Source organism: Paucibacter sediminis (genome assembly GCF_030254645.1).
Classification (GTDB): Bacteria; Pseudomonadota; Gammaproteobacteria; order Burkholderiales; family Burkholderiaceae_C; genus Paucibacter_B; species Paucibacter_B sediminis.
Map to the genome: position 1 here is coordinate 1,980,288 of NZ_CP116346.1, position 22,594 is coordinate 2,002,881.

Below are 22,594 nucleotides of genomic sequence, written 5' to 3' on the forward strand. Positions count from 1 at the left end.
GCTAGGGCGCAGCGGTGGCGGGGGCCGGCTTGTCCGGGGTGAGCCGCTTCCAGGCCTTGACGCTCAGATGCCGGGCCAGCATCAGCGGCGGCATGCGCAGCCAGTGTGCGCGCATGTACAGCGCCAGCTGGGCCGGCCCGGTGCCGGGCAGGGCGGCGCTGGCGTGCGGCGTGCGCAGGCCGCGGCGCCAGAGCATGGGCATCCAGGTGGAGACCGGCCAGGACGGGCCCATGCCGCGGCAATGCGCCGCGAAATCGGCGGGCATGGGCGTGTCGAAAAAGGTCTGGGTGGCCCAGGCGCCGTAGTGCAGCGAGCGCTGCAAGCCGAGCGCAGCGGCGCGTGCCAGCAATTGCTCCCAGAAGCCGGGCAGGGCGGAGAAGTGGCGCAGCAGCGCATCCAGATCCGAGAGGTCGCGCAGGCCGTGGCTCAGGTCGTCGTTGTGGAACAGATGGGTCATGCTGTGCAGCACCATGTCGGGCGGCGCGAGCACGCTGGCACCCGGGCATGACTCGACGCGGCGGGCGTCGCGCAGCAGCAGCGCGGCATCCGGTGGATGGCGCGTCGTCAAGGGCAGGATGTTGTGATGCACGTCCAGCACGGTGTGCCGCTGCACATGCTCCATCGGCGGCAGCTCGTGCATCCAGACGCGGTAGTAGTGCTGGTCGTAGTCGTCATGGTGGCCGCCCATCCAGCCGTGCATCATCAAATGCCCTTCGACCGCCTGGATGGACTGCCTGGGCACGAGGATGTCGGTGTCCGAGAACAGCCGGCCTTCGGCGGCGGGCAGGCCGGCCAGCACATAGGCCGCGCCCTTGAGGAAAATCAGCGGGATGTCGAGCTGGCTGAGCGCGGCGCAGATGAGCATGGCCTCGCGCCGGACTTCACCGGCCTGGGCCCGGGCCAGGGTCAGCGCCGTCTGCAGATGGCTGCGGGGTGCCGCCGGTACGGCCTCGAGCAGGCCGTGCGCTTGCAGGCGTGCCGCCACGCGCGCCAGCACATCGGCGCGGCGTGCCTGGCGGATCAGCAGTTCCCAGCGGGGCACGTCGAGCGTGGGCAGGCGCTCTGGGTGCTTGAGTGCCCACAGGGCCAGGTCCGCGCGTGGTGCCAGCCCGCTCATGCCAGCGCCTCCGTGACAGGCGCGCCGCTGGCGAGCCTGTCAAACAGCGCGACGGCCTCGTCCAGCGAGCCATAGCTGAACTCGTGGCAGTCGCTGGCGGCGACGAATTCCGCCAGGCGTTCGAAGCCGGCGCGCTGCTGCACGTTGTAGTTGAAGGCGTTGTCGAGCAGGCGCATCAGGCAGCGCCCCTTGGACACGGGCGTCAACAGTGCCGGCGCCTCTGGCACGTAGCGCGGGAACACCACCCAGCCGGGGCGGGCCAGCTCCTCGGCGCGGCGCAAGGCATCGGCGGGGGCGCTGAAATGGCCGACCACGCCCTTGCTGGTGTCGCGCACGATGGAGCCGAACTGCAGGCCGGGGCCGGCGAAGCGCTGGATGACATCGATGGAGGCGTTCTTCAGGCTCACCGCGCGCGGCAGGGGCACCAACTGGCCGTGGCCCATGTCGATCAGGGCCAGCTCGTCCGAGAGCAGGCGCCAGCCATGGAACAGCAGGGCCGCGCACAGCGTGCTCTTGCCCGAGCCGGAGGGGGCGGGCATCACCAGCGCGCGGCCGTTGCGCTCCAGTACCGCGGCATGGAGGATCAGGTATTGATGGCAGGAACCTGAGATGCACCAGTTCATGCCCCACTCGAGCATGGGCATGCCCTGATCGCCGGCCAGGGGCGCGAAGGTATCGTCGCCATCGATCAGGAAGGACAGCTGCGGGCGCAGCCAGCGCCGCAGGCCGGCGCGGTGTCGCACGGTGACGTGGAAGTCGGCAAAGGTGTCGGCATCGACCACCTCGTAATACCCGTACAGCTTGGTGAGGCCTTGCAAGACTTCGGGTACTTTTGAGCGGATGCAGAACACCAGGGGGCCGGTGCGCAGACGCAGCCCGTCGCCGCACAGGCGCTGGCGCAGCTCGCCTTCTGGCAACTGGGCCAGTGTCAGCATGGCGTCTCGGTCAGTACGTTCAGGCGCAGCAGTTCCTGCAGCAGGGTCTCGAGCGCGGCGATTTCGTCCGGGGCTGCCGCCTCATCCGGCGCGTCGCTGCCGAGCAAGACCTGTCGAAGCGTGTCGAAATTGCGCGGCTGGTCGAGGCAGTCGAGCACCTCGCCGGCAGCCCAGTTCAGCAAATGGGTTTCGAAGCGGGATTCGACGTAGACGACGGTATCGTCGTCCAGCTTGCGCCAACTCACGCCTGGCGCGATCAGATAACAGCCCGCCATCGCGGTGAGATCGCTCCAGGCAATATCAGGCCGACATCAGGCTTTGCAGCCAGATCAGGGTCATGGCCTGGTCCCAGCCCAGCGAGGCCGTGGGATATGCGGTCAGGCCCGAGGGCAAGGGCACGCCCATGATCGTGCCCCATACGGCACGTGCCTGGTTGGCAGTGATCGGGAAGCCTGCGGCACCCGACCAGGCGTTGAGGTATGCCGCGACGCAGTAGCGATCGAATTCGCTGCCGCTCGCCAGCACGTCGTATAGCTTGGCGTTGCTGGTGCCCCCGAACACATTGCGGAACATGTCCTTGTACGGGCTGAGGGACTTGTTCGCCGACGCGACGCCATTCCAGTAGGTTGGGCCCTGGGAGGTGCAAACCAGCGCGCCAGGGTGGCGGCTGTTGAAGGTCGGGACGGAAATGAAGCCGGAGGGATTGACGCAGGTGCCGGTCACCGCATGCACAGGACGGCTGACGGCGGTCAGCACTACAGGTGACACGGCCCCCAGCTTGATCAGCCGACGCCGACGCGCAGAAGCCAAGGTATGAGCCTCTGCGCCCTCGGCCGCAGCCGCACCGGGCTGTTGCGGCTTGTGGTTATCGCTAGGAATGTTCATGACTCTGCTTTCGACAGCTGTTGGACGGCGCACCTGGGCTACGCGATGGCGACGATGCTAAACCGAGTGGACCGACTCTTGATGGCAGTGTTTCACACAAAGCCGCACCGAGATAGACGGACTCACCCCTCGAACGGGTGGTGAACTTTGCGCTGTGCCAAGGCGTGCACAGTTACTCAAAACGATACCTAGGGTTTACCCTCGATTTCGTTTGGCGCTGATCAGTCAGAGCTGCTTCGCCCTGAACGTGTCGCAGGCCGCGAGTTCGCCCTGCGCGAGCCCGCGCTTGAACCAGCTCACACGTTGCGCGCTGCTGCCATGGGTGAAGCTCTCGGGGACCACCCGGCCCTGGGCCCGCTTTTGCAGCGTGTCGTCGCCAATCTGAGCGGCGGCGTTCAGGGCTTCGGCGATGTCGCCCTGTTCCAGCCAGTCCTTGCCACGCTGCGAATGGAAGGCCCAGACCCCGGCATAGCAGTCTGCCTGTAGCTCCAGCCGCACGCTCAGGCCGTTGTAGACCGTCGGTGAGACCCGTCCGCGTGCCTCTTCCAGCTTGGCGCTGGTGCCCATCAGTTGTTGCAGGTGGTGGCCGACCTCATGGGCAATCACATAGGCCTGGGCAAAGTCGCCAGGCGCGCCTAGTCGGTCGCGCAGCGTGGCATAGAAGGCCAGATCGATATAGACCTTCTGGTCCGCTGGACAGTAGAAGGGGCCCATGGCCGCCTCGCCCTGGCCGCAGCCGGTGGGCCAATGGTCCCTGAACAGCACCAACTTGGGCGCCGCATAGTGCTGCTGCCTGCCCTCGAAATAGCTGCCCCAGACGTCCTCTGTATCGGCCAGCACGGCGGCCACGAAGCGCGCAGCTGGATCCTGCGGCTTGGGCCCGGGACGGGTTTGTTGCGGCGCCGGGCTGTTCACCGGCAGGCTGCCGCCATCCAGCAGCCCCAACACCGTCATCGGGTTGATGCCGAAGGCCCAGGAGGCCAGCAGGGCGATGACGATGCCGCCCAGGCTCAGCCCGCGACCGCCCAGCATCGGGCTGCCGGCGCTCTGCTGCTCGCGCATGTCCTCGACGTTGTCGCTCTCGCGCTGGCCTTCCCACTTCATCGCTGCTCCCCGCATGAATGGCGTGATCGTATGTCAAGCCTGCAGCCTGTGGCGGCCAAGATGCAGATCGTCGCAAGCGAGGTGGCCGGCGCTGGGTGCTCGGGCACAGTGCGGAGCGTGGCAAGCAGCTGGAGCACGGCAATGCAAATCAACAAGTCATGGATGATGGGGCTGGGCCTGCTGGCCTGTTCGCTGGCCGCCAGTGCCGGCGAGGCCGACTGGACCCTGCGCATCAAGCAGGAGGCCAAGCACCTGGCCATCACCCTGGGTTCCACCCATCAGTACGGCCCGAACGCCGGCCGCATCAAGGGTTCGGGCAATCTGGTGGAGAAGAAGCGCGAGATCGGCAGCTTCAGCAAGCTGCGCATCGAGGGGCCGCTGGACGTGCAGCTGAACCAGGGCGCGACCGAGACGCTGAGCATCAGCGCCGAGGACAATGTCGAGCCGCTGATCGAGACCCGCCTGGACGGTGATGCGCTGGTGATCGCGCTGAAGGGCGGCGCCGGCTTCACCACCCGCAAACCGCCGCGGCTGATGCTGGGATTCCGCAAGCTGAACGCGGTGCAGATCAAGGGTTCGGGCGATGTGTCCATCGACCAGCTCAAGGCCGAGCAGTTCGCCGTCAACATCAGTGGCTCGGGCGATCTGGACATCGGCCTGCTGGAGGCGCGCGAACTCAGCGCCAGCATCAGCGGTTCGGGTGATGTGCACATCGCCGGCCGTGCCGAGCAGCAGAACTGGAGCCTCAGCGGCAGCGGCGACGTCAGCGCCGCCAGCCTGAGCGGCCGTGCGGCCAAGGCCCAGCTGTCCGGCAGTGGCGACCTGAGCCTGGGCGTGCTGGAGCAGCTCGATGCCAACCTCAGCGGCAGCGGCGACCTGAGCTATGCCGGCCGCCCCAAGCTGACGCAGAAGATCAGCGGTTCGGGCGAGATCAGCGGCCGCTGATCCCGGCCGGCCACGAGCTCAAGCCTCCTCGCCCAGGAAGCCGCCGCTCTGGTGTGTCCAGAGCCGCGCGTACAGGCCGCCCTGGGCCAGCAGCTCGGCGTGGCTGCCCTGCTCGACGATCTCGCCCTGGTCCATCACCACCAGCCGGTCCATCGCCGCGATGGTGGAGAGGCGGTGCGCGATCGCCACCACGGTCTTGCCCTCCATCAGGCGGTAGAGGCTGCGCTGGATGGCGGCCTCGACCTCCGAGTCGAGCGCGCTGGTGGCCTCGTCGAGCAGGAGGATGGGGGCGTCCTTGAGCATCACGCGCGCGATCGCCACGCGCTGGCGCTGGCCGCCGCTGAGCTTGACGCCGCGCTCGCCCACATGCGCGTCGTAGCCGCTGCGGCCCTTGGGGTCGCTGAGCGCGAGGATGAATTCATGCGCCTCGGCGCGCTCGGCGGCCGCCATCATCTGCGCATCGCTGGCGTCGGGGCGGCCGTAGAGCAGGTTGTCGCGCACCGAGCGGTGCAAGAGCGAGGTGTCCTGCGTCACCATGCCCACCTGGGCGCGCAGGCTGTCCTGCGTCACCTTGGCGATGTCCTGGCCGTCGATCAGCACGCGGCCCTGCTCGATGTCGTAGAAGCGCAGCAGCAGGTTCACCAGCGTCGACTTGCCGGCCCCCGAGCGCCCCACCAGGCCAATCTTCTCGCCCGGCTTGATGAGCAGCTGCAGATCCTTCAGCACCTGCTTCTTGCCGCCATAGGCGAAGCCCACATGCTCGAAGCGGATCTCGCCCTGGCTCACCTGCAGCGCCGCGGCGCCCGGCGCATCCTGGATGGCGACGCTGCGCGAGAGCGTGGTGATGCCGTCCTGCACCGTGCCGATGTTCTCGAACAGGCTGGCCATCTCCCACATGATCCAGTGCGAGATGCCGTTCAGGCGCAGCGCCATCGCGGTGGCGGCCGCCACCGCGCCCACGCCCACCTCGCCGCGCGACCACAGCCACAGCGTGGCGCCGGCGGTGCTGGCGATCAGGCCCATCGAGAGCGCATGGTTGATGACCTCGAAGCCGCTGATCAGCCGCATCTGGCGATAGGCCGTGGCGAGGAACTCCTGCATCGCGCCGCGCGCGAACAGCGCCTCGCGCTGGCTGTGCGAGAACAGCTTGACGGTGGAGATATTGGTATAGGCGTCGGTGATGCGGCCGGTCATCAGGCTGCGCGCATCGGCCTGGGCCGCGGCCGCCTTGCCCAGGCGTGGCACGAAGAACCACAGCGCCAGCACATAGCAGAGCAGCCAGGCCAGGAAGGGCAGCAGCAGGCGTGCATCGAAGCCGCCCACCACGCCCAGCATGGTGAGGAAGTAGATGGTGATGAAGACCAGGATGTCGGTGACGATGAGCACGCATTCGCGCACCGCCAGCGCGGTCTGCATCAGCTTGGCCGAGACCCGCCCCGCGAACTCGTCGGCGAAGAAGCTCATGCTCTGGCCGAGCAGGTGGCGGTGGAACAGCCAGCGCAGCCGCATCGGGAAATTGCTGGACAGGCCCTGGTACTTGCACATCGCCTGCAGGGCGATCAGCAAGGGGCTGGCGAGCAGGATGGCGGCCAGCAGGGCGAGCCTGTCCTTGTGTTCGGCCCACAGCCGCTCGGCCGGCACCTGGCTGAGGAAGTCCACCACCGAACCCAGCATCGCGAACAGCAGCGCCTCGAAGGCGCCGATGCCGGCGGTGAGCAGGGTCACGCCCAGGATCACCGCCCGCATGCCCTGCGTGCCGGCCCAGACGAAGCGGAAGAAGCCGGCCGGCGGCTGCGCGGGCGCGGCCTCGGGGAAGGGATGGACGAGGCGTTCGAACCAGCTGAACAGCAAGGGTGTTCCGATCAGGGTTGGCGCTGGAGCGGCAGGGGCAGGGGCTTGCCCTGCGCCTGGGCCGGCACGCGCAGGCCCAGGATGCCCGCCAGCGTGGGGGCGATGTCGGCCACCTCGACGCGCTGCGCCACCTCACCGCGGCCCACCCAGGCGGGGCCCCAGGCCAGGATGGGCACATGGGTGTCGTAGGCATAGGGCGTGCCATGCGAGCTGCCCACCGGGCGCGAGCCGAACAGCCGGCCCTCCTTCATGATCACCTGCACCGGTGCGGCGCGCTCGGGGTGCCAGGACTTGCGCATCTGCTCCAGCAGCGGCGCGCCGGGCTCCTGGCCGGCCAGCTCGTCGGGCGTGTAGGCGGCGGCCACGTCGGGCATTTGCAGCATCACGCGCTTGGCCTCGGCGTAGACGTCGGCCGGGCGCAGGCCGCGCGCGGCGATCAGCGCCTCGTCGAACAGCAGGCCCATGGCCGAGAGCTGGGTCACCCAGGGGCCATCGCCGAAGGTCTTGCCGAGGCCGGCGTTGGCAAAGGCCAGCAGCTGCGCGCCGGGCAGGCGGGCGGTGTCGCGGCCCTGTGTCCTGGCCCATTCGGGCGTGTCGGCAAAGCCATGGTCGGCCGTCAGCATGGCCATGTAGTTGCCCTTGCCTAGCTTCGCGTCCAGGTACTGGAAGAAGGCCTGCAGATGGCGGTCCAGCTGCAGCACATGGTCGTGCGAGAGCCGCGACTCGGGGCCGAAGGCATGGTTCACATAGTCGTGGCTGGAGAGGCTGACGCTGAGGATGTCGGGGCTGGCGTCGGCGCCCAGGGCCTCGCCCTCGATGGCGGCGCGCGCGAAGGCCAGGGTCAGCTCGTCGCCATAGGGCGAGGGCAGGATGTTGCCGTAAAAGCGCGGGCCCGGGCCGTCCATGCCGGCGCCCAGCACGGCGGGCAGCCGGTTGCCATTGCCGGCATTGCTTTGCCAGGGCTGGCCATCGGGCACCGAGCGCGCGTAGGCCGCTTCGGGCAGTACGGGCGACCAGCTCTTGCCGAAGAAGGCATCGGCCGGCTTGGCGGCGTTGAAGCGCTGCACCCAGGCCGGGTGGCTCTGCATGTAATAGGTGCTGGAGGCGAACTGGCCACTCTCGCCCATATACATATAGGCCGTGCCCTTGTGGCCGGCCGGCAGGATGGCGCCACGGTCCTTGCCCGAGATGCCGATCACCTTGGCGGCCGGGTCGGCGCTGCGCAGCACATCGCCCACCGTCTCGGCCAGCAGCATGCGCGGGCTGGTGCCGGCCAGCGGCGCGGTCGGGTTGCCGATGTACTGGTAGTCGGCGTCCATGGTGTTGTAGACCTGGCCGCGGGTCTTGGGGTCCACCCATTCATTGCTGATGATGCCGCTGCGCTGCGGGTAGGCGCCGGTCAGCATGGTGGCGTGCCCGGCGGCCGTCACCGTGTGGGCATGGCCGTAATGCGCGTTGGCGAACCAGGCGCCCTGGTCCAGGAAGCGCCGGAAGCCGTCGGGCTGGAGCTGGTCGCGGTAGCCCAGCACCTGGCGCATCGGCAGGCCGTCCACCACCATGAAGACCAGCAGCTTGGGCTTGGCAGGGGTGGCGGGCGGGCTGGCGCAGGCGCTCAGCAGGCCCAGGGTCAGCAGCAGGGCGGCGGAGGCGCCGTGTGGGAGGGGCGAGCGAAGCGGTACTTGGGCCATGGGACGGTGTGACAGGGAAGGGCGCGCGCAGTATCGCGCAGCATGGCCGCCAGAAATAAGTAGGCCGGACATCCTTGCGTTGGCAAGAAGGCCCGGCCTGTTTCTTGATGCGGTGAACCTGTTCTTGTTTCACCCAGCTGGCCTTGCTGGCTGGCCGCTTCCCCTCCTCAAGGTTGGCGCCATTGTGTAAAGAACCATTTCTATGCAGGCACGGGTTTCCACCCGGTTTGGCGCTATGCGCACAAGAGGCGCAGCGTTGGTGCGCGGGCGGCGCTCAAGAACGCAGATCGGCGTCCAAGACCTCGATCCAATGCCGCACCGGTGTGCGGCTGGCGGACTGCAGCTGCTGGATGCAGCCGATATTGGCCGAGACGATGGCCTCCGCCTGCAGCGGTGCCAGGGCCTCGAGCTTGCGATCGCGCAGCTGCTTGGAGAGCTCGGGCTGCAGGACCGAATAGGTGCCGGCCGAGCCGCAGCAGAGGTGGCTGTCGCAGGGCGCCAGGTTGATGGTGTAGCCCAGCGCGCGCATCAGACCCTCGACGCCACCGCGCAATTGCTGGCCGTGCTGCAGCGTGCAGGGCGGGTGGTAGGCGAGCTTGGCGCGGGCCTTGGCCTTGCCGAGCCGGGACTGCAGGGCCGGCAGCAGGCCGGGCAGGAATTCGCTCAGGTCCACGCACAGCTCGCTGATGCGCCTGGCCTTCTCGGCATAGGCGGGGTCGCGGGCCAGCGCATGGCCATATTCCTTCACCGTCACGCCGCAGCCCGAGGCGTTCATGATCAGGGCCTCGACCTTGCCGGCGGCGGTGAGCCCCTGCACCAGCGGCCACCAGGCGTCGATATTGCGGCGCATGTCGGCCAGGCCGCCCTCGTGGTCGCCCAGATGGCTGCGGATCGCGCCGCAGCAACCGGCGCCGTCGGCCACCACGGTCTGCACGCCGGCAGCGTCCAGCACGCGCGCGGTGGCGCTGTTGATATTGGGCATCATGGCCGGCTGCACGCAGCCCAGCAGCATCAGCACCTTGCGTGCATGCGTGCGCGTGGGCCAGTCATGCGCATGCGCGGGTTGCGGGCCGGGCACCTTGTCTTGCAAGGCCTTGGGCACGAGTGGGCGGAACCATTGGCCCAGCTTCATCGCCGGACCGAAGGCGGCCGAGGTCAGGCCCTCCTTGAGGGCCCAGCGCGTCGCGCGTTCGGCGGTGGGGCGCTCTACCTTGGCCTCCACCACGGCGCGGCCGATCTCCAGCAACTGGCCGTACTGCACGCCCGAGGGGCAGGTGCTCTCGCAGTTGCGGCAGGTCAGGCAACGGTCCAGGTGCAGCTGCGTGCTGCGCGTCGGCGTGGCGCCCTCCAGCACCTGCTTGATCAGGTAGATGCGGCCGCGCGGGCCGTCCAGCTCGTCGCCCAGCAATTGGTAGGTCGGGCAGGTGGCGGTGCAGAAGCCGCAATGCACGCAGCGGCGCAGGATGGCCTCGGCATCCTCGCCGGCGGGCGTGCCTTGGAATTCGGGGGCGAGTTGGGTTTGCATCAAAGATCCGGATAGAGACGCCCAGGATTGAAGATGCCCTGCGGGTCGAAGGACTTCTTCAGCTCGCGATGGATGCGCAGCAGCGGGGCCGATAGTGGCGTGAACACCCCCGCCGACTTGTCCAGCGAGCGGAACAGCGTGGCATGGCCGCCCGCCGCCGCCACTGCTTCGCGCAGCTGCGCGGCCGGCAGGGGCGTGGTGACCCAGCGCTGCGCGCCGCCCCATTCAATCAGCTGTTCGCCTGGCAGCTTCAGTTCCGGCGCGGTGCTGGGCAGGGAAAGCCGCCAGAGCTTGGCGCCGCCCTGCACGGCGCGCTCGGCGCCCTGGAAGAATTCGTCGCTGTGGTCGCGCAGGCCCTGCCAGAAGGCGGCCGCCATGGCCTCGGGAATCACCTCGCCGCCGAGCTGCGCATGCGCCGCGCGCACCGCCGCCTCGGCGCCGGCCAGGCGCAGCACCAGCGCACCATCCCACCAGGCGCTGGCATGGATGGGCAGGGGCAGGCCGCCCCAGCGATTCAGCTGCTGCAGGGCCAGGTCTTGCCTGAGATCGAAGCGCAGCGTCGCCATCGCCACCGGGCGCGGCAGCACCTTCAGCGAGACCTCCAGGATCAGCCCCAGCACGCCCATCGAGCCGGCCAGCACGCGCGAGACGTCGTAGCCGGCCACGTTCTTCATCACCGTGCCGCCGAAGTTGAGCGCCTCGGCGCGGCCGTTCAGCATCGCCACGCCCAGCAGATGGTCGCGCAGGCTGCCCATGCTGACGCGCGCTGGGCCCGAGAGGCCCGCGGCCACCATGCCGCCCACCGTGCCGCCACCGCCAAAGCGCGGCGGCTCGAAGCCGAGGTGCTGGTTCTGCGTGGCGAGCAAGGCCTCCAGCTCGGCGATCGGGGTGCCGGCCTTGACGCTGACCACCAGCTCGCTGGGCTCGTAGCTGCTGATGCCCGTGAAGCCGCGCATGTCCAGCAGCTCACCGCCGGCTTGCTGGCCGTAGAAGGCCTTGCTGCCCTGGCCCCGCACCTGCAGCGGGGTCTGGCTGGCCGCCGCCGCGCGCACGCGTTCCCGCAGATCGGACAATTGCATCAGAAGCGCTCCAACTCGGGGAAGGCCAGCAGGCCGCGTTTCACATGCATGCGGCCGTATTCGGCGCAGCGGTGCAGGGTGGGGATGACCTTGCCCGGGTTGAGCAGCTCGGCCGGGTCGAAGGCGCGCTTGAGTGCCGCCATCTGCGCGCATTCCTCGGGCGAGAACTGCACGCACATGGAGTTCAGCTTCTCGATGCCCACGCCATGCTCGCCGGTGACGGTGCCGCCCATCGCGACGCTGGTCTCCAGGATCTCGGCGCCGAATTGCTCGCAGCGGTGCAACTGGTCGGGGTCATTGGCATCGAACAGGATGAGCGGATGCAGGTTGCCGTCGCCGGCATGGAAGACGTTGGCGCAGCGCAGGCCGTACTTCTTTTCCATCTGCTGGATTGCCAGCAGGATGTCGGCCAGGCGCTTGCGCGGGATGGTCGAATCCATGCACATGTAGTCGGGGCTGATGCGACCCGAGGCCGGGAAGGCGTTCTTGCGCCCGCTCCAGAAGCGCAGGCGTTGCGCCTCGTCGGCGCTCACCGCCACCTGGGTGGCGCCGCTTTCCAGCAGCACGGCCTGCATGCGGCCGATTTCCTCGGCCACCTCCTCGGGCGTGCCATCGCTCTCGCACAGCAGGATGGCCTCGGCCGTGAGGTCGTAGCCGGCGTGCACGAAGTCTTCCACCGCCGCGGTCATGGGCTTGTCCATCATCTCCAGCCCGGCCGGGATGATGCCGGCGGCGATGATGTTGGCCACCGCATCGCCGGCCTTGCGCAGGTCGTCGAAGCTGGCCATGATGCAGCGCGCCAGCTGCGGCTTGGGGGTGAGCTTGACCGTCACCTCGGTGATCACGGCCAGCATGCCCTCGCTGCCCACCACCAGGGGCAGCAGGTCCAGGCCGGGCGCGTCCAGCGCCTCGGAGCCGAACTCCACCGCCTCGCCCTCCACCGTGAAGCCGCGCACGCGCAGCACGTTGTGCAAGGTCAGGCCGTACTTGAGGCAGTGCACGCCGCCCGAGTTCTCGGCCACATTGCCGCCGATGGTGCAGGCGATCTGGCTGCTGGGGTCGGGCGCGTAATAGAGGCCATGCGGCGCCGCCGCCTCGGAGATGGCCAGGTTGCGCACCCCGCACTGCACCCGCGCCGTGCGCGCCAGCACATCAATGCCGACGATGCGATTGAACTTGGCCAGCGCGAGGGTCAGGCCTTGCCCGTGCGGCAGCGCGCCGCCCGACAGCCCGGTGCCGGCGCCGCGCGCCACCACCGGCACCTTGAGCCGGTGGCAGGCCTGCAGCAGCGCGGCCACCTGGGCCTCGGTCTCGGGCAGGGCCACCGCCAGCGGGCGCTGGCGGTAGGCGCTCAGGCCATCGCACTCGTAGGGCGTGGTGTCCTCGGGCGTCCACAGCAGGGCATGGGCGGGCAGCAGCGGCTGCAGCGCTGCCACCAGCTCGGCTTGGGTGGTGGGGTGAGGCGACATGGGCTCCGACTGTAGCGCCGCTCAGTGCACCAGCAGCGTAAAGGGCGGGACATAGGCTTGCAGCGTCACCAGCAGACCGACCAGGCAGGCCAGCGCGATCGAGTGGAAGAACACATAGCGCAGGATGTCGCCCTCATGGTTGAACCAGCGCGTGGCGGTGGAGGCCACCACGATGGACTGGGCGTCGATCATCTTGCCCATCACGCCGCCCGAGCTGTTGGCCGCGCCCATCAGATTGGGGTTGAGCCCGAGCTGCTCGGCCGCCACCTTCTGCATGCCGCCGAACAGTACGTTGGAGGCGGTGTCCGAGCCGGTCAGCGCCACGCCCATCCAGCCCATCAGGGTGCCGAAGAAGGGGTAGAACACGCCGGTGGTGGCGAAGGCCAGGCCCAGCGTGGTATCGAGGCCGGAGTAGCGCGTCAGCGTGCCCAGGGCCAGCATCAGCACGATGGTGAGCAGCGAGTAGCGCACCAGCCAGATCGTCTTGCCGAACTGGCGCACGAGCGCCGGCAGGCCATAGCCCATCACCAGCCCGCCGATGATGGCGGCCAGCAGGATGCCGCTGCCGGTGGCGGAGAGCAGGTTGAAGGTGTACTCGGCGGCCTCGGTGGCGGGCGTGGCCACCACCGGTGCGACCTTCTGCACCAGCTTGTGCAGGCCCTCGATGGCGAACTTGGGCGCGTAGATGCCGTTCAGCGCCGTCTTGGTGACCGGCAGACCCCAGGCGAACACGAAGGCGGTGAGGATGACCCAGGGGGTCCAGGCCTTCACCACGGCAGCGCGCGGATGCACGGCCGGGGCCTGCGGCGCCTTGGCCTCGCCGCCGTCGGCCTCATGGCCGCGCAGCGACACCGAGGTCCAGATGCGCTTGGGCTGCCAGATGCGCAGGAAGCCCACCAGCGCCGCCATCGAGCACATCGCGGCGATCACGTCCACCAGCTCGGGGCCGATGAAGTTGGAGACCAGGTATTGCGGGATCGCGAACGACAGGCCGGTCACCAGGATGGCGGGCCAGATCTCCCACATCGCCTTGCGGCCGGCGAAGGCCCAGATCAGCCAGAAGGGCACCAGCAGCGAGAAGAAGGGCAGCTGGCGGCCGATCATGCCGGACACCGCCATCAGGTCGTAGCCATGCACCTTGGCCAGGGTGATCACCGGCGTGCCGAGCGCACCGTAGGCCACCGGCGCGGTGTTGGCGATGAGCGAAAGCCCCGAGGCCGCCAGCGGCGAGAAGCCCAGGCCGATCAGGATCGCCGCGGTCACCGCCACCGGCGTGCCGAAACCGGCCGCACCCTCGAAGAAGGCACCGAAGGCAAAGGCGATCAGCAGCAGCTGCAGGCGCCGGTCCTGGGTGATGCCGGCGATCGAATCCTGCAGCACCTTGAAGCTGCCGTTCTGCTCGGTAAGTTGGTGCAGGAAGATGATGTTGAGCACGATCCAGCCGATCGGCAGCAGGCCGGTCAGCCCGCCCAGGATGGCGGCGCGCCCGGCCATGCCGACGGGCATGCCGAAGGCGAACACCGCGATCGCCAGCGCGCTGGCCAGGCCGGCCGCGGCGGCGATATGCGCCTTGAGGTGGAACACGCCCAGACCCAGCAGCATCACCACCACCGGAACGGCGGCCATCAGCGTGCTGAGCAGCATGTTGTCGAAAGGGTTGTATACCTGTTGCCAGATCATGGGCGTCTCCATCTTTTTCGCCGTCGGTTTGACGATTGGACGGATGGTGGGGCGCAGGCCGCCCGCCGTGCGTGAAAGCTAGCATGGCCGCGTTTGAGCAAATTTCAAACGGCGGGCCGACACAGGGTCAACCATGAGGGCCGCTGTCAGGCCTGGTTCAGCCGCTTTGTTTATGCGAGCGCGCGCCTGAGCCAGTCGGCAAAGGCGGCGCATTCCCAGCGCTCCATCGCGCCGGGCTTCCAGCACAGGAAGTGGTGGAAGGGCGAGGCCACGGTATGGCTGGACAGGCGTATCAGCCGGCCGCTGTCCAGCCACATGGTGCCCAGCTTCATGCGCATCAGGGCCACGCCAAAGCCGGCCGCGGCGGCGTCCAGTACCAGGCCGACGTCGTTGAACTGCGCGCCCGCGCGCGGCTCGTCGAGCTGGATGTCGTGCGCGGCGAACCAGGTGCTCCAGGGATCCAGGGGGCTGCGTATCAGGCGCGCGCGGCCGATCTCGGCGCTGGTCTCGAAGCCTTCGAAGGGCCCGAACTCGTGCAGGTACTCGGGGCTGCACACGGGGGTGAGCTCGTCGCTCAGCACGCGCACGGCTTCCAGCCCCGGGTAGGGGCCCATGCCGTAGCGGATCTCCAGGTCAGCGTCCTCGCCCTTCACGTCCAGCAGCGGGATCGAGACCTGCATGCTCAGCTCCACCTCGGGGTAGGCGTGGCGGAACAACGCCAGCTTGGGCAGCAGGATCTGGCGCGAGAAGGTGGGCGTGACGGCCAGGCGCAGGCGCACGCCGCTGGGCTTGTGGGCCGCGTGCCCAGGCACCTGCTGCAGCGACTTCAAGCCCTGGCGCACCGGCGTGAGATAGGCCTTGCCGTCCTCGGTGAGGGTGAAGTCGCGGGCGAACAGCTTCAGGTCGAGCTGCGATTCCAGCTGGCGGATGCGGTGGCTGATGGCGCTGGGCGTGACGCTCAGCTCCTCGGCCGCCAGGCTCACGCTGCGCAGGCGCGCCAGCGCCTCAAAGGCCTGCAGGCATTGGATCGGTGGGATGCGCGGTGGGCTCATGACGGCTGCAGGAACACCGTCAGCACGCCGGTATAACCGTAGAGCTTGTCATGGGCGATCTCGCCGCCGGCGAAGAAGCCCACCAGGGGCACCTCGCCCAGGGCATGGCGCAGCCATTGCAGCTCGGCCGAGGGCGCGCCGAAATGCGGGCCGCCGCGGCCGGCGCAGCTGATGTAGACGGCGCCCGCGATGCGGCCGCTGCCCGCCTGCTCGGCTTCCAGGGTTTCGCAGGCGTCGCGGATCTCGGTGCAGATGCGCATCAGGTCGCGCCGGGCGGCCTCGGCGTTGCGTTCGCAGAAGCTCAGCAGCTGGCCCGGCCGCGGCTGCTCGGCCACCGCCACGCCGCGCTGCGCGGGGTCGATGCCGATCAGATGCCGCACCAGCACCTCCGGCCCGTAGGCGCGGCCGTGCGGGGCCGTGCTGCCGGCGTCGCGCAGCCCCACCAGGGTGCGGCGCAGCCGCGGCAAGGCCTCGCGCAACTCGGCCGGTGCGGTCAGGGCCGGCAGGCCCAGGTCCTGCAGGAGGGCGGCCAGGGCCGGCTGCTCGTCCAGGCCGGTGATCAGATTGCCGTCGCAGCTGCTGATGCGGCGTTCGGGCCCGAGCGCCTGGCAACCCTGGCTGACGCGCGAGATCAGCCGCACGCCCGCACCGAACGCCACGCCGGACAGCCCGCCCTGCCAGACACCATCGGCGATCTGCAGCGCCTGGCGGCGCCCCGAGGCCAGGCCACCGAACAGATAGCCGGCCTGCGTCAGGCCGGCCAGTTCGGCCAGCAATTCCTGCAGCTCGGCGCTGCCGCCATCGGCATGCACCTGCGCGCATTCGGCCGGCCAGGCGCCCAGCGGCCTGGTGCCGGAGAAGACGCGGAACTGCTCGCGCGGCAGCTCGGCCAGCATCAGGGCCAGCGCCGGCTCGTCAAAGTACTCGACCCCGGCCGCGCACACGCCCACGCCGCTGGCGCCCACCCAGGCCACGCCGGGCCAGCGCAGCTGCAGCTCGGCCAGCAGGGCCGCGGCCTGGGGCGCATAGGCTTCGGTCAGGTAGATCCAGCCCAGCGTGGGGCGCAGGCCGCTGCTGCTACCGTGGGGGCTGCGCTGAGCCTCCAGCTGCGCTGCGGCCAGTGCCAGCGCCATATGGGCGTCGGGGTGGGTCGCATGGGCATGCGCGAAGGCTGGCATGGTGCTCGCGCGAGGGTCAGGTCTTGCGCTTGCGCGCTGGCGCCGCGCGCGCGCCGCTGCTCTTGGCCGCGGGCTTGGTGGCCAGCGTCTTGCCTACGGTCTCGGCCATGCTGCCGACCACCGCACCGGGCATGGAGGCGGCCTTCTTGAGGGTCTCGCCGGCGGCGTCGAAGCTCTGCTTGACGATGGCGCCGGCCAGGTTCTTGGCGGCGTCGGTGGCGCTGTCCTTCATGGCATTGGCGGCCAGCTGGGTGAACTGCTGGCTCAGCGCGCCCCACCATTGCATCGGGTCGACCACCGGCGCGGCCGGCTTGGCGGCCTCCTCGGCTTCGGCCTTGGGGGCCGCCTTGGCGGTGGCCTTCTTGGGCTTGGCCACGCCGGGCGGCACGCCGGGCCAGCTGCTCAGATCGGGCGTGGGCACCTTGAGCGCGGCGCTCAGCTCGTTGATGGGCACGTTCATGGACTTGAGGGTGGACAGCGTCATGCGCTGCACCTCCAGGGCCTGGATCGTGGCGCCCAGCATGCGGGCGTTCTGCTCCAGCCAGAACTGCACCGTGCGCAGCTCCTCGATGCGCTTGCTCAGCTCCTCGGGATTGATGGTGGGGGCCACCCATTGCCCGATGCCGGGCAGCGCCGCGCCGGCGTTCTTCACCAGCCCTTGCAGGAACTCGAAACCGGGAACGAATTTGGTGAAGCTGTTGTCGGCCATGTTGTCTCCGTGTTGGGTAGAGCGCTATCTCGGCGATGGTAGTCCTTGGCCGGCGCCAGCGGGCGCGGGATGCAGTGCCTGCACCACAAATCCCTGCTGTTCGAGCAGGCGCGGCAGGGCCTGCGGGCCCGTCATGTGCAGGGCACCGACGGCCGCCAGCAAGGTCTGACCCCGGGCGTGCAGGGCGGCGATGCGCGCGGCCAGCATGGGGTTGCGATCGTCGTTGAGGCGCTTGAGTTCGGCGCGGTCGGCGGCATCGGCCACGCATTCGCACCAGCGGGCGTAGTCGGCGAGCTCGGCCAGGTCGCCGCGCTCCCAGGCCGCGGCGAGGCGGCGCAGCACCGGGCGCAGGCTGCCGTCCTCGAGTTGCGCCAGGCCCTGGCGCAGCGCGCGCAGCGCCGGCGCGGCACGGCGCGGCACCAGGGCGCGCAGCTGCTCATCGGCGTTTTCCAGCGCCGCGATGGGGCGGCCCTGCTCGGCGGCCCAGCGGCCCATCATCAGCTCCTGGCCATAGGCGGCGTCCAGCCCCTCCCAGCGCCCGGCCAGCAGGCTGAGAGTGGCCAGCTGCAGCAGCGGGTGCAGGGCGGCCAGCGCCTGCTCGGGCAGGCAGGCGGCGCGCGCCTGCGCCTGCAGGCGCGCCTGGGTGCCGGCATCCAGCCTGAGCGCATCGGCATGGCGCGGGCCGCGCGCCAGCAGGCGCTGCGTCTCGGCGTCAGCGAGATCGAGCTCCAGCGCGATCAGCTCGCTGTGCGCCAGCGCCTCGCGCAGCCGCGGCCCGGGATAGGCCCATTCCGGCCTGCCCACATGCAGGCTGGCAAACAGATAGGCGCTGCGGCCGTCGCGCGTGAGGCGCCACAGCATGCCGCGGTCGGGCGCGGCGGCGGCCAGCTGCTCGGGCGTGGCAGCGGCCTGCGGCATGGGCGGGCATTGCGCCCAGGCCGGCGAGACGAGCAGCACGGCCAGGCCGGCCGTGAGGAAGTGGCGCAGGGAATTCAGCAGCATGCCGCTACCATGCCACAGCCGCCGACCCCTGGACCCCGACACCATGCAGAGCATCTTTCACCTGGCCTTCCATGTGCGCGACCTCGACCAGGCGCGCGCCTTCTACGGCGGCCTGCTGGGCTGCCGCGAGGGCCGCAGCACCGCCAGCTGGGTCGACTTCGACTTCTTCGGCCACCAGATCTCGCTGCATCTGGGCGAGCCTTTTGCCATCAGCAACACCGGCCAGGTCGGCGACCATCGGGTGCCGATGCCGCATCTGGGCGTGATCCTGGCGCTGCCCGACTGGCAGGCGCTGGCGGCGCGGCTGGAGGCCGCGGGTCAGGCCTTCGTGATGGCGCCGCAATGCCGCTTTGCCGGCCAGCCCGGCGAGCAATGGACCATGTTCTTCCTCGACCCCTCGGGCAACCCGATCGAGGTGAAGGGGTTCAAGTCGCTGGATACCGTGTTTTCGAGCTAGTGCAGCTTGAAGCCGATGCCGCGGCGCGAGCGCACCTCGGGCTTGAGCTTGTGCTCGGCCTCCAGCTGGCAGAGGAAGTCGTCGGGCGCCAGCGCCTCGCCCAGGATCGCGATCTGCTGGCGCACCGCCGCAAAGTCGCCCGGCGTGAGTGAATCCAGCGCGGCGAGGCGTTCGCGCTGCTCGTCACCGGCCGCCTGGGCCGCGGGCAGGGCCTCGCGCTCGAACATGCGCAGGCGCTGTTCCAGCGTGAGCGGCTTGAAGCGGATCTTGAAGGCGAAGCGGCGCAGTGCCGCGTCGTCGAGATCCTCGAACAGATTGGTGGTGCAGATGAAGATGCCGGCAAAGCGCTCCATGCCGGCCAGCATCTCGTTGACCTCGCTGACCTCGTAATTGCGCTCGGCCATGCGGCGGCTGCGCAGGAAGCTGTCGGCCTCGTCAAGCAGCAGCACCGCGCCCTCCTGGCCGGCGCTCTCGAACATGCGGGCCATGTTCTGCTCGGTCTCGCCGACGAACTTGCTGGCCAGGTCGCTGGCCAGGCGCACCATCAGCGGCCGCTGCAGGCGCTGGGCGATGTGCTCGGCCAGGGCGGTCTTGCCGGTGCCGGGCGGGCCGTAGAAACAGAGGTTGCCGGCGCCGCGCTTGGCCAGGGCCTCGACGATGCGCGGCACCTCGTAGCGAGACTCGCAGTTCAGCAGGTCCAGCGCGTACTGCGTCACCACCGGGCGCAGGCCATGGTCCTGCGGCTTGCTGCCCAGGGCCTTGTCGGCGCCCTGCAGCTGGCGTTCGATCAGGGCCTCGGCCTCATGCGCCTCGCCCGCCAGTTCGGCAAAGCGCACCGCGGTGCGTATCTGCGCCGGCGTGAGGCCGCGGCGCTCGGCCAGGCGGGCGGCGAATTCGGCGCTCACTTGCACCGGCCCCAAGGCCTTCTGCACCAGGCCCAGGCGCGCGCCGGGCGGCGGCGACTTGAGCTCCAGGTGGTACTGGAAGCGGCGCCGGAACGCCGGGTCGATCTGCTCGATGCGATTGGTGACCCAGATCACCGGCACCGGGTTGGTCTCGAGGATCTGGTTGACCCAGGCCTTGCCGCTCACCGAGCCCGAGCTGGGCGCATCCAGCGTGGCATCGAGGCGCGCGATCAGATGGGTGGTGTCGCTGGACAGCGGCGGGAACACATCCTCCACCTCGTCGAACAGCAGGGCGACATTGGCGCTTGCCTTCAGGAACACCTGGCTGATCTGCAGCGAGCGGTAGCGGTCGCGGCCGGACAGTGAGTTGCCATCGCGATCGGCATATTCGACCTCATAGAGATTCAGGCCGGCGGCCTCGGCCGCTACCTTGGCGAGTTCGGTCTTGCCGGTGCCGGGCGGGCCGTAGAGCAGCACATTGACGCCCGGCTGGTGGCGCGCCACCGCGTTGCGCAGCAGGCTGCCCAGCAGGCGCAGTTCCTCGGCGATGAAATCGAAATCGGGCGGCTGCAGCTCGGTGAGCGTGGCGGGGCGGGTGAACACCGCCATCAGGTCCTGCGGCCCCTGGTATTCGCGCATCAGCACCGGCGGCAATTGGTCGCTGACCTTCATCAGGTCGGCCAGGTCGGTGATGTTGTGCTCGGAGATCAGGTTCTCCACCATGCCGATGCGCTCCAGGCGCGAGCCGGCGCGCAGGGCCTCGGCCACCTCCTGCTCGTTTACGCCCGCCACCGCGGCAATCGCCGCAAACGCCTCCTGCGCGGTGTTGACCTTGAACTCGACCAGCGCGCCGCGCAGCTCGCGCTGGTAGCGTGCCAGCGTGCCGTAGAGCAGGATGGCGCGCTCGGCCGGGTTCAGCTGCAGCAGATTGCCCAGCGCGGCGATGTTCTTCTCCACCAGGGTGGATTCGCGCTTGAGCTGGCGGTCCAGCACCTCGCAGGTGGTGGCCAGCAGGGCCAGCATGTCCTTGGGCGCGTCCTTGATGTACTCGTCGAGATAGAAGAACAGCGTGGCCTCGGCGAAGGGGCCGTTCCAGACGCCATGGCGCTCGAGGAACTGCTCGTCGCCGAGCGCCTCGTGGCCGTTCCAGAGTTCGTTGTTGCGGCAGCGCTGGGCCAGGTATTCGCGCAAGCGCGTCAGCACGCGCAGCGGCCACACCAGGTGGCGGCCGGTGAAGGAAAGCAGGCCGTTGAAGTCGCGGCGCAGGTTGAAGCGGCCGGCATGCTTGACGGTGAGCGTCAGCACGAAGTGCGAGCACATGCGATCCAGCACCGGGGCCTCTTTGAGCCCGGGCGATGCCAGTACATGCGTGTCCGCCAGACGCTTGACCATGGGCAGCTCCTCGCAAGGGTGCGGCCAACCCGGCTTATTCCGGGCGGCCGCCCCATCTTGGCGCAGCGGGGGCTTCAGTACAAGTGGCTATGCGCGGCTTTCGCGGGCCTTTTCCTGGCAGGACTGCTCAATGCATCACAACCGGTTGATGGCCGAAATTGGCGTAGCGCTCGATGAAGTCATCGAGATCCTCTTCGCTGGGGTCCTGCTCGATCAGCGCTTCCACACCTTCCTGGAACTGCTGGGCCAGCGCGCCCTCGATGAAGATTTCCTTGCGGGTGAACTTGTCGACGATCTCGTAGCCGCCGCGCAGCAGCGGCGGGTGCTCGGTGCCTGCGCCATCGGTGCGCAGGGCTTCCACCGGGACCTCGAACTGGACCACGATGAAACTGGGGGAGTTGTAGAGCATGTGCATGAGGTACTCCTGTGTCCCGCAACTGTGGCCAGTCGCAGCGGTTTCAAGAGATCCCGCTGCCCCGATGGCGTCGGCCACGCACAAATAGTGTCAGAAAGCCGGGCTTCTTGAGGCTTAGCCGCGGGAGATTTGTGGTGGGAGCGTCACAAGATCACGCTCACGCCCCCGTGCTCAGGGATTCGGGCTATCGTCCGACGCTGCGGGCTCGGCGAGCCGCTCATCCAGCCGCCCCTCGAGTCGCATCTCCCAGCGCTCCTCCTCGCCCACGCTCTGGCGCACCCGCACCGGCAGGTAGCGGCGCTGCGGGTCCAGCCAGATGTCGAGCCTGGCGTCGTAAGGCCCCAGTGCCTGGCGGCTCAGGTGCCAGAGCCCGTCCTCCTCCCGACCCTCGACGTGGAACACCCAGTCCACCGCCATGCCGCGCAGCGCGGCCACCGGCAGCACCAGCTCCTGGCCGGCCACCAGGCGTGCGGGCTGCGCCGCCAGCAGGGCCGGCAGCTGCAACCACCAGGAGAGACGGTCCTGCACGCCCTCGGGCAGGGCCTGCAGCTCGGCGCTGGCCGAGAAGCTGATCAGGCCCTGCTCGCGGCGGAAGTTGATGGCCTGGCGGTCGCGCCCGCCGCGCTGCACGGCGAAGCGCGCCGGCGCCAGACCCTGCTGTGCGTCCAGCCGGCCCTCGCTGCGCCAGGCCGGCAGGGCCCGGCCCGCCAGCTCGCGCTCCAGCCGCAGCTGGTAGGCGTGCTCGCCCAGCTGCCAGCTCAGCAAGGCCTGGCCCTCGGCCTGCCCCTGCGTGTAGCGATAGCTGAGGCGGCCCTCACCCCGCAGCGGCAGCGCCAGCGGCGGCGGCAAGGGCTCGGCCGCCGCGGACGGTGCTGCGGGTGGCGCTGCGGATGGTGCGGGCTTGGCGCTGGTGCTCGGCGCGGGCCGGGGCGCGGTGACGGCTTCGGGCGGCGCTGCTGCGGGTGGCGCCGCAGCCGGTAGCGCCGTCGGTATCGTGGCCGGTGTGGCGGCCGGCAGGGTGCGTGTCTGCATGGCCATGCGCGCGCCGCCGGCATGCCAGACGGGCGGCGCCGGCTGCAGCAGCCGCCACAGGCCGGCATGCAGGGCCAGCGCGCACAGCAGGGCCACGGCGATCGAGCGCCGGGCGGACTTCTTGACTTCCCTGAGCATGTTCTGGCTTGGACTGACAATGCGGCGAATCGGATT

The 22,594-nt window shown here is 69.4% G+C and carries 20 protein-coding genes; 2 read left to right on the forward strand and 18 right to left on the reverse strand.

Features of this window, described 5'->3' with window-relative positions; genetic code table 11:
- Position 1 precedes the first annotated feature (1 nt).
- From PFX98_RS09010 to ypfJ, 5 genes are all read right to left on the reverse strand, one after another.
- Positions 2–1,117: a nucleotidyltransferase domain-containing protein gene (locus tag PFX98_RS09010; protein ID WP_285234863.1), complete on the reverse strand. Its 1,116-nt coding sequence runs from the start codon at positions 1,115–1,117 to the stop codon at positions 2–4.
- Entirely contained in the window at positions 1,114–2,052 is a 939-nt protein-coding gene (locus tag PFX98_RS09015) for an HprK-related kinase A (RefSeq protein WP_285234864.1), read from the reverse strand. Before PFX98_RS09015 ends, PFX98_RS09010 begins: the two co-directional genes overlap by 4 nt.
- Complete coding sequence (locus tag PFX98_RS09020; protein ID WP_285234865.1) at positions 2,046–2,297, reverse strand: hypothetical protein; 252 nt, start codon at positions 2,295–2,297, stop codon at positions 2,046–2,048. Before PFX98_RS09020 ends, PFX98_RS09015 begins: the two co-directional genes overlap by 7 nt.
- Before the next feature lie 55 nt (positions 2,298–2,352).
- Entirely contained in the window at positions 2,353–2,937 is a 585-nt protein-coding gene (locus PFX98_RS09025) for a hypothetical protein (RefSeq protein WP_285234866.1), read from the reverse strand.
- Positions 2,938–3,162: 225 nt separating this feature from the next.
- Positions 3,163–4,041 carry a KPN_02809 family neutral zinc metallopeptidase gene (gene ypfJ, locus PFX98_RS09030; RefSeq protein WP_285234867.1) on the reverse strand — a complete coding sequence of 293 codons (879 nt, stop codon included), beginning with the start codon at positions 4,039–4,041 and terminating at the stop codon, positions 3,163–3,165.
- 141 nt (positions 4,042–4,182) lie between these two features.
- Here ypfJ and PFX98_RS09035 point away from each other — a divergent pair, with 141 nt between their 5' ends.
- Positions 4,183–4,986, forward strand: a complete 804-nt coding sequence (locus PFX98_RS09035) for a head GIN domain-containing protein (protein ID WP_285234868.1) — start codon at positions 4,183–4,185, stop codon at positions 4,984–4,986.
- Positions 4,987–5,004: 18 nt separating this feature from the next.
- On the opposite strand, the gene PFX98_RS09040 is transcribed toward PFX98_RS09035, so the two are convergent.
- The 10 genes from PFX98_RS09040 to PFX98_RS09085 form a co-directional block, all read right to left on the reverse strand.
- Positions 5,005–6,834, reverse strand: coding sequence for an ABC transporter ATP-binding protein (locus PFX98_RS09040; RefSeq protein ID WP_285235560.1), 1,830 nt, complete (start codon positions 6,832–6,834; stop codon positions 5,005–5,007).
- A gap of 14 nt (positions 6,835–6,848) precedes the next feature.
- Positions 6,849–8,525 (reverse strand): alkaline phosphatase family protein, encoded by a 1,677-nt coding sequence (locus PFX98_RS09045; protein WP_285234869.1) that lies wholly within the window; start codon positions 8,523–8,525, stop codon positions 6,849–6,851.
- A gap of 274 nt (positions 8,526–8,799) precedes the next feature.
- The gene (gene glcF / locus PFX98_RS09050) at positions 8,800–10,050 is read right to left on the reverse strand and encodes a glycolate oxidase subunit GlcF (protein ID WP_285234870.1); all 1,251 of its coding nucleotides are present in this window, start codon (positions 10,048–10,050) and stop codon (positions 8,800–8,802) included.
- The gene (gene glcE / locus PFX98_RS09055; RefSeq protein WP_285234871.1) at positions 10,050–11,129 is read right to left on the reverse strand and encodes a glycolate oxidase subunit GlcE; all 1,080 of its coding nucleotides are present in this window, start codon (positions 11,127–11,129) and stop codon (positions 10,050–10,052) included. Before glcE ends, glcF begins: the two co-directional genes overlap by 1 nt.
- On the reverse strand, positions 11,129–12,598 hold the full coding sequence (locus tag PFX98_RS09060; protein ID WP_285234872.1) for an FAD-linked oxidase C-terminal domain-containing protein: 1,470 nt from the start codon (positions 12,596–12,598) through the stop codon (positions 11,129–11,131). The genes glcE and PFX98_RS09060 overlap by 1 nt, the downstream gene beginning before the upstream one ends.
- A gap of 21 nt (positions 12,599–12,619) precedes the next feature.
- Positions 12,620–14,278 (reverse strand): L-lactate permease, encoded by a 1,659-nt coding sequence (locus PFX98_RS09065; protein WP_285234873.1) that lies wholly within the window; start codon positions 14,276–14,278, stop codon positions 12,620–12,622.
- A gap of 170 nt (positions 14,279–14,448) precedes the next feature.
- Positions 14,449–15,330: a LysR substrate-binding domain-containing protein gene (locus PFX98_RS09070; RefSeq protein ID WP_285234874.1), complete on the reverse strand. Its 882-nt coding sequence runs from the start codon at positions 15,328–15,330 to the stop codon at positions 14,449–14,451.
- Positions 15,327–16,508: an FIST signal transduction protein gene (locus tag PFX98_RS09075; protein ID WP_285234875.1), complete on the reverse strand. Its 1,182-nt coding sequence runs from the start codon at positions 16,506–16,508 to the stop codon at positions 15,327–15,329. Before PFX98_RS09075 ends, PFX98_RS09070 begins: the two co-directional genes overlap by 4 nt.
- A gap of 16 nt (positions 16,509–16,524) precedes the next feature.
- Complete coding sequence (locus tag PFX98_RS09080; RefSeq protein ID WP_285234876.1) at positions 16,525–17,217, reverse strand: PhaM family polyhydroxyalkanoate granule multifunctional regulatory protein; 693 nt, start codon at positions 17,215–17,217, stop codon at positions 16,525–16,527.
- A 24-nt stretch (positions 17,218–17,241) separates the two neighbouring features.
- Complete coding sequence (locus PFX98_RS09085) at positions 17,242–18,219, reverse strand: TraB/GumN family protein (protein ID WP_285234877.1); 978 nt, start codon at positions 18,217–18,219, stop codon at positions 17,242–17,244.
- 43 nt (positions 18,220–18,262) lie between these two features.
- Here PFX98_RS09085 and PFX98_RS09090 point away from each other — a divergent pair, with 43 nt between their 5' ends.
- A complete protein-coding gene (locus tag PFX98_RS09090) occupies positions 18,263–18,676 on the forward strand; it encodes a VOC family protein (protein ID WP_285234878.1) in 414 nt (137 codons plus the stop codon).
- Here the strand turns inward: PFX98_RS09090 and PFX98_RS09095 are convergent.
- From PFX98_RS09095 to PFX98_RS09105, 3 genes are all read right to left on the reverse strand, one after another.
- Positions 18,673–20,973, reverse strand: a complete 2,301-nt coding sequence (locus PFX98_RS09095) for an ATP-binding protein (RefSeq protein WP_285234879.1) — start codon at positions 20,971–20,973, stop codon at positions 18,673–18,675. The genes PFX98_RS09090 and PFX98_RS09095 overlap by 4 nt on opposite strands.
- 127 nt (positions 20,974–21,100) lie before the next feature.
- Positions 21,101–21,388 (reverse strand): BTH_I0359 family protein, encoded by a 288-nt coding sequence (locus PFX98_RS09100; protein ID WP_285234880.1) that lies wholly within the window; start codon positions 21,386–21,388, stop codon positions 21,101–21,103.
- A 171-nt stretch (positions 21,389–21,559) separates the two neighbouring features.
- The gene (locus PFX98_RS09105; protein WP_285234881.1) at positions 21,560–22,558 is read right to left on the reverse strand and encodes a DUF3108 domain-containing protein; all 999 of its coding nucleotides are present in this window, start codon (positions 22,556–22,558) and stop codon (positions 21,560–21,562) included.
- Positions 22,559–22,594 lie beyond the last annotated feature (36 nt).

What these genes read in the sequence shown, in the direction of transcription:
- PFX98_RS09010 (WP_285234863.1), bottom strand. Translation starts at nt 1,117, where the DNA reads ATGAGCGGGCTGGCACCACGCGCGGACCTGGCCCTGTGGGCACTCAAG.
- PFX98_RS09045 (WP_285234869.1), bottom strand. Translation starts at nt 8,525, where the DNA reads ATGGCCCAAGTACCGCTTCGCTCGCCCCTCCCACACGGCGCCTCCGCC.
- PFX98_RS09100 (WP_285234880.1), bottom strand. Translation starts at nt 21,388, where the DNA reads ATGCACATGCTCTACAACTCCCCCAGTTTCATCGTGGTCCAGTTCGAG.
- PFX98_RS09080 (WP_285234876.1), bottom strand. Translation starts at nt 17,217, where the DNA reads ATGGCCGACAACAGCTTCACCAAATTCGTTCCCGGTTTCGAGTTCCTG.
- PFX98_RS09090 (WP_285234878.1), top strand. Translation starts at nt 18,263, where the DNA reads ATGCAGAGCATCTTTCACCTGGCCTTCCATGTGCGCGACCTCGACCAG.
- PFX98_RS09035 (WP_285234868.1), top strand. Translation starts at nt 4,183, where the DNA reads ATGCAAATCAACAAGTCATGGATGATGGGGCTGGGCCTGCTGGCCTGT.
- PFX98_RS09025 (WP_285234866.1), bottom strand. Translation starts at nt 2,937, where the DNA reads ATGAACATTCCTAGCGATAACCACAAGCCGCAACAGCCCGGTGCGGCT.
- PFX98_RS09105 (WP_285234881.1), bottom strand. Translation starts at nt 22,558, where the DNA reads ATGCTCAGGGAAGTCAAGAAGTCCGCCCGGCGCTCGATCGCCGTGGCC.
- PFX98_RS09065 (WP_285234873.1), bottom strand. Translation starts at nt 14,278, where the DNA reads ATGATCTGGCAACAGGTATACAACCCTTTCGACAACATGCTGCTCAGC.
- PFX98_RS09070 (WP_285234874.1), bottom strand. Translation starts at nt 15,330, where the DNA reads ATGAGCCCACCGCGCATCCCACCGATCCAATGCCTGCAGGCCTTTGAG.
- PFX98_RS09075 (WP_285234875.1), bottom strand. Translation starts at nt 16,508, where the DNA reads ATGCCAGCCTTCGCGCATGCCCATGCGACCCACCCCGACGCCCATATG.
- ypfJ (WP_285234867.1), bottom strand. Translation starts at nt 4,041, where the DNA reads ATGAAGTGGGAAGGCCAGCGCGAGAGCGACAACGTCGAGGACATGCGC.
- PFX98_RS09060 (WP_285234872.1), bottom strand. Translation starts at nt 12,598, where the DNA reads ATGTCGCCTCACCCCACCACCCAAGCCGAGCTGGTGGCAGCGCTGCAG.
- glcE (WP_285234871.1), bottom strand. Translation starts at nt 11,129, where the DNA reads ATGCAATTGTCCGATCTGCGGGAACGCGTGCGCGCGGCGGCGGCCAGC.
- PFX98_RS09015 (WP_285234864.1), bottom strand. Translation starts at nt 2,052, where the DNA reads ATGCTGACACTGGCCCAGTTGCCAGAAGGCGAGCTGCGCCAGCGCCTG.
- glcF (WP_285234870.1), bottom strand. Translation starts at nt 10,050, where the DNA reads ATGCAAACCCAACTCGCCCCCGAATTCCAAGGCACGCCCGCCGGCGAG.
- PFX98_RS09085 (WP_285234877.1), bottom strand. Translation starts at nt 18,219, where the DNA reads ATGCTGCTGAATTCCCTGCGCCACTTCCTCACGGCCGGCCTGGCCGTG.
- PFX98_RS09095 (WP_285234879.1), bottom strand. Translation starts at nt 20,973, where the DNA reads ATGGTCAAGCGTCTGGCGGACACGCATGTACTGGCATCGCCCGGGCTC.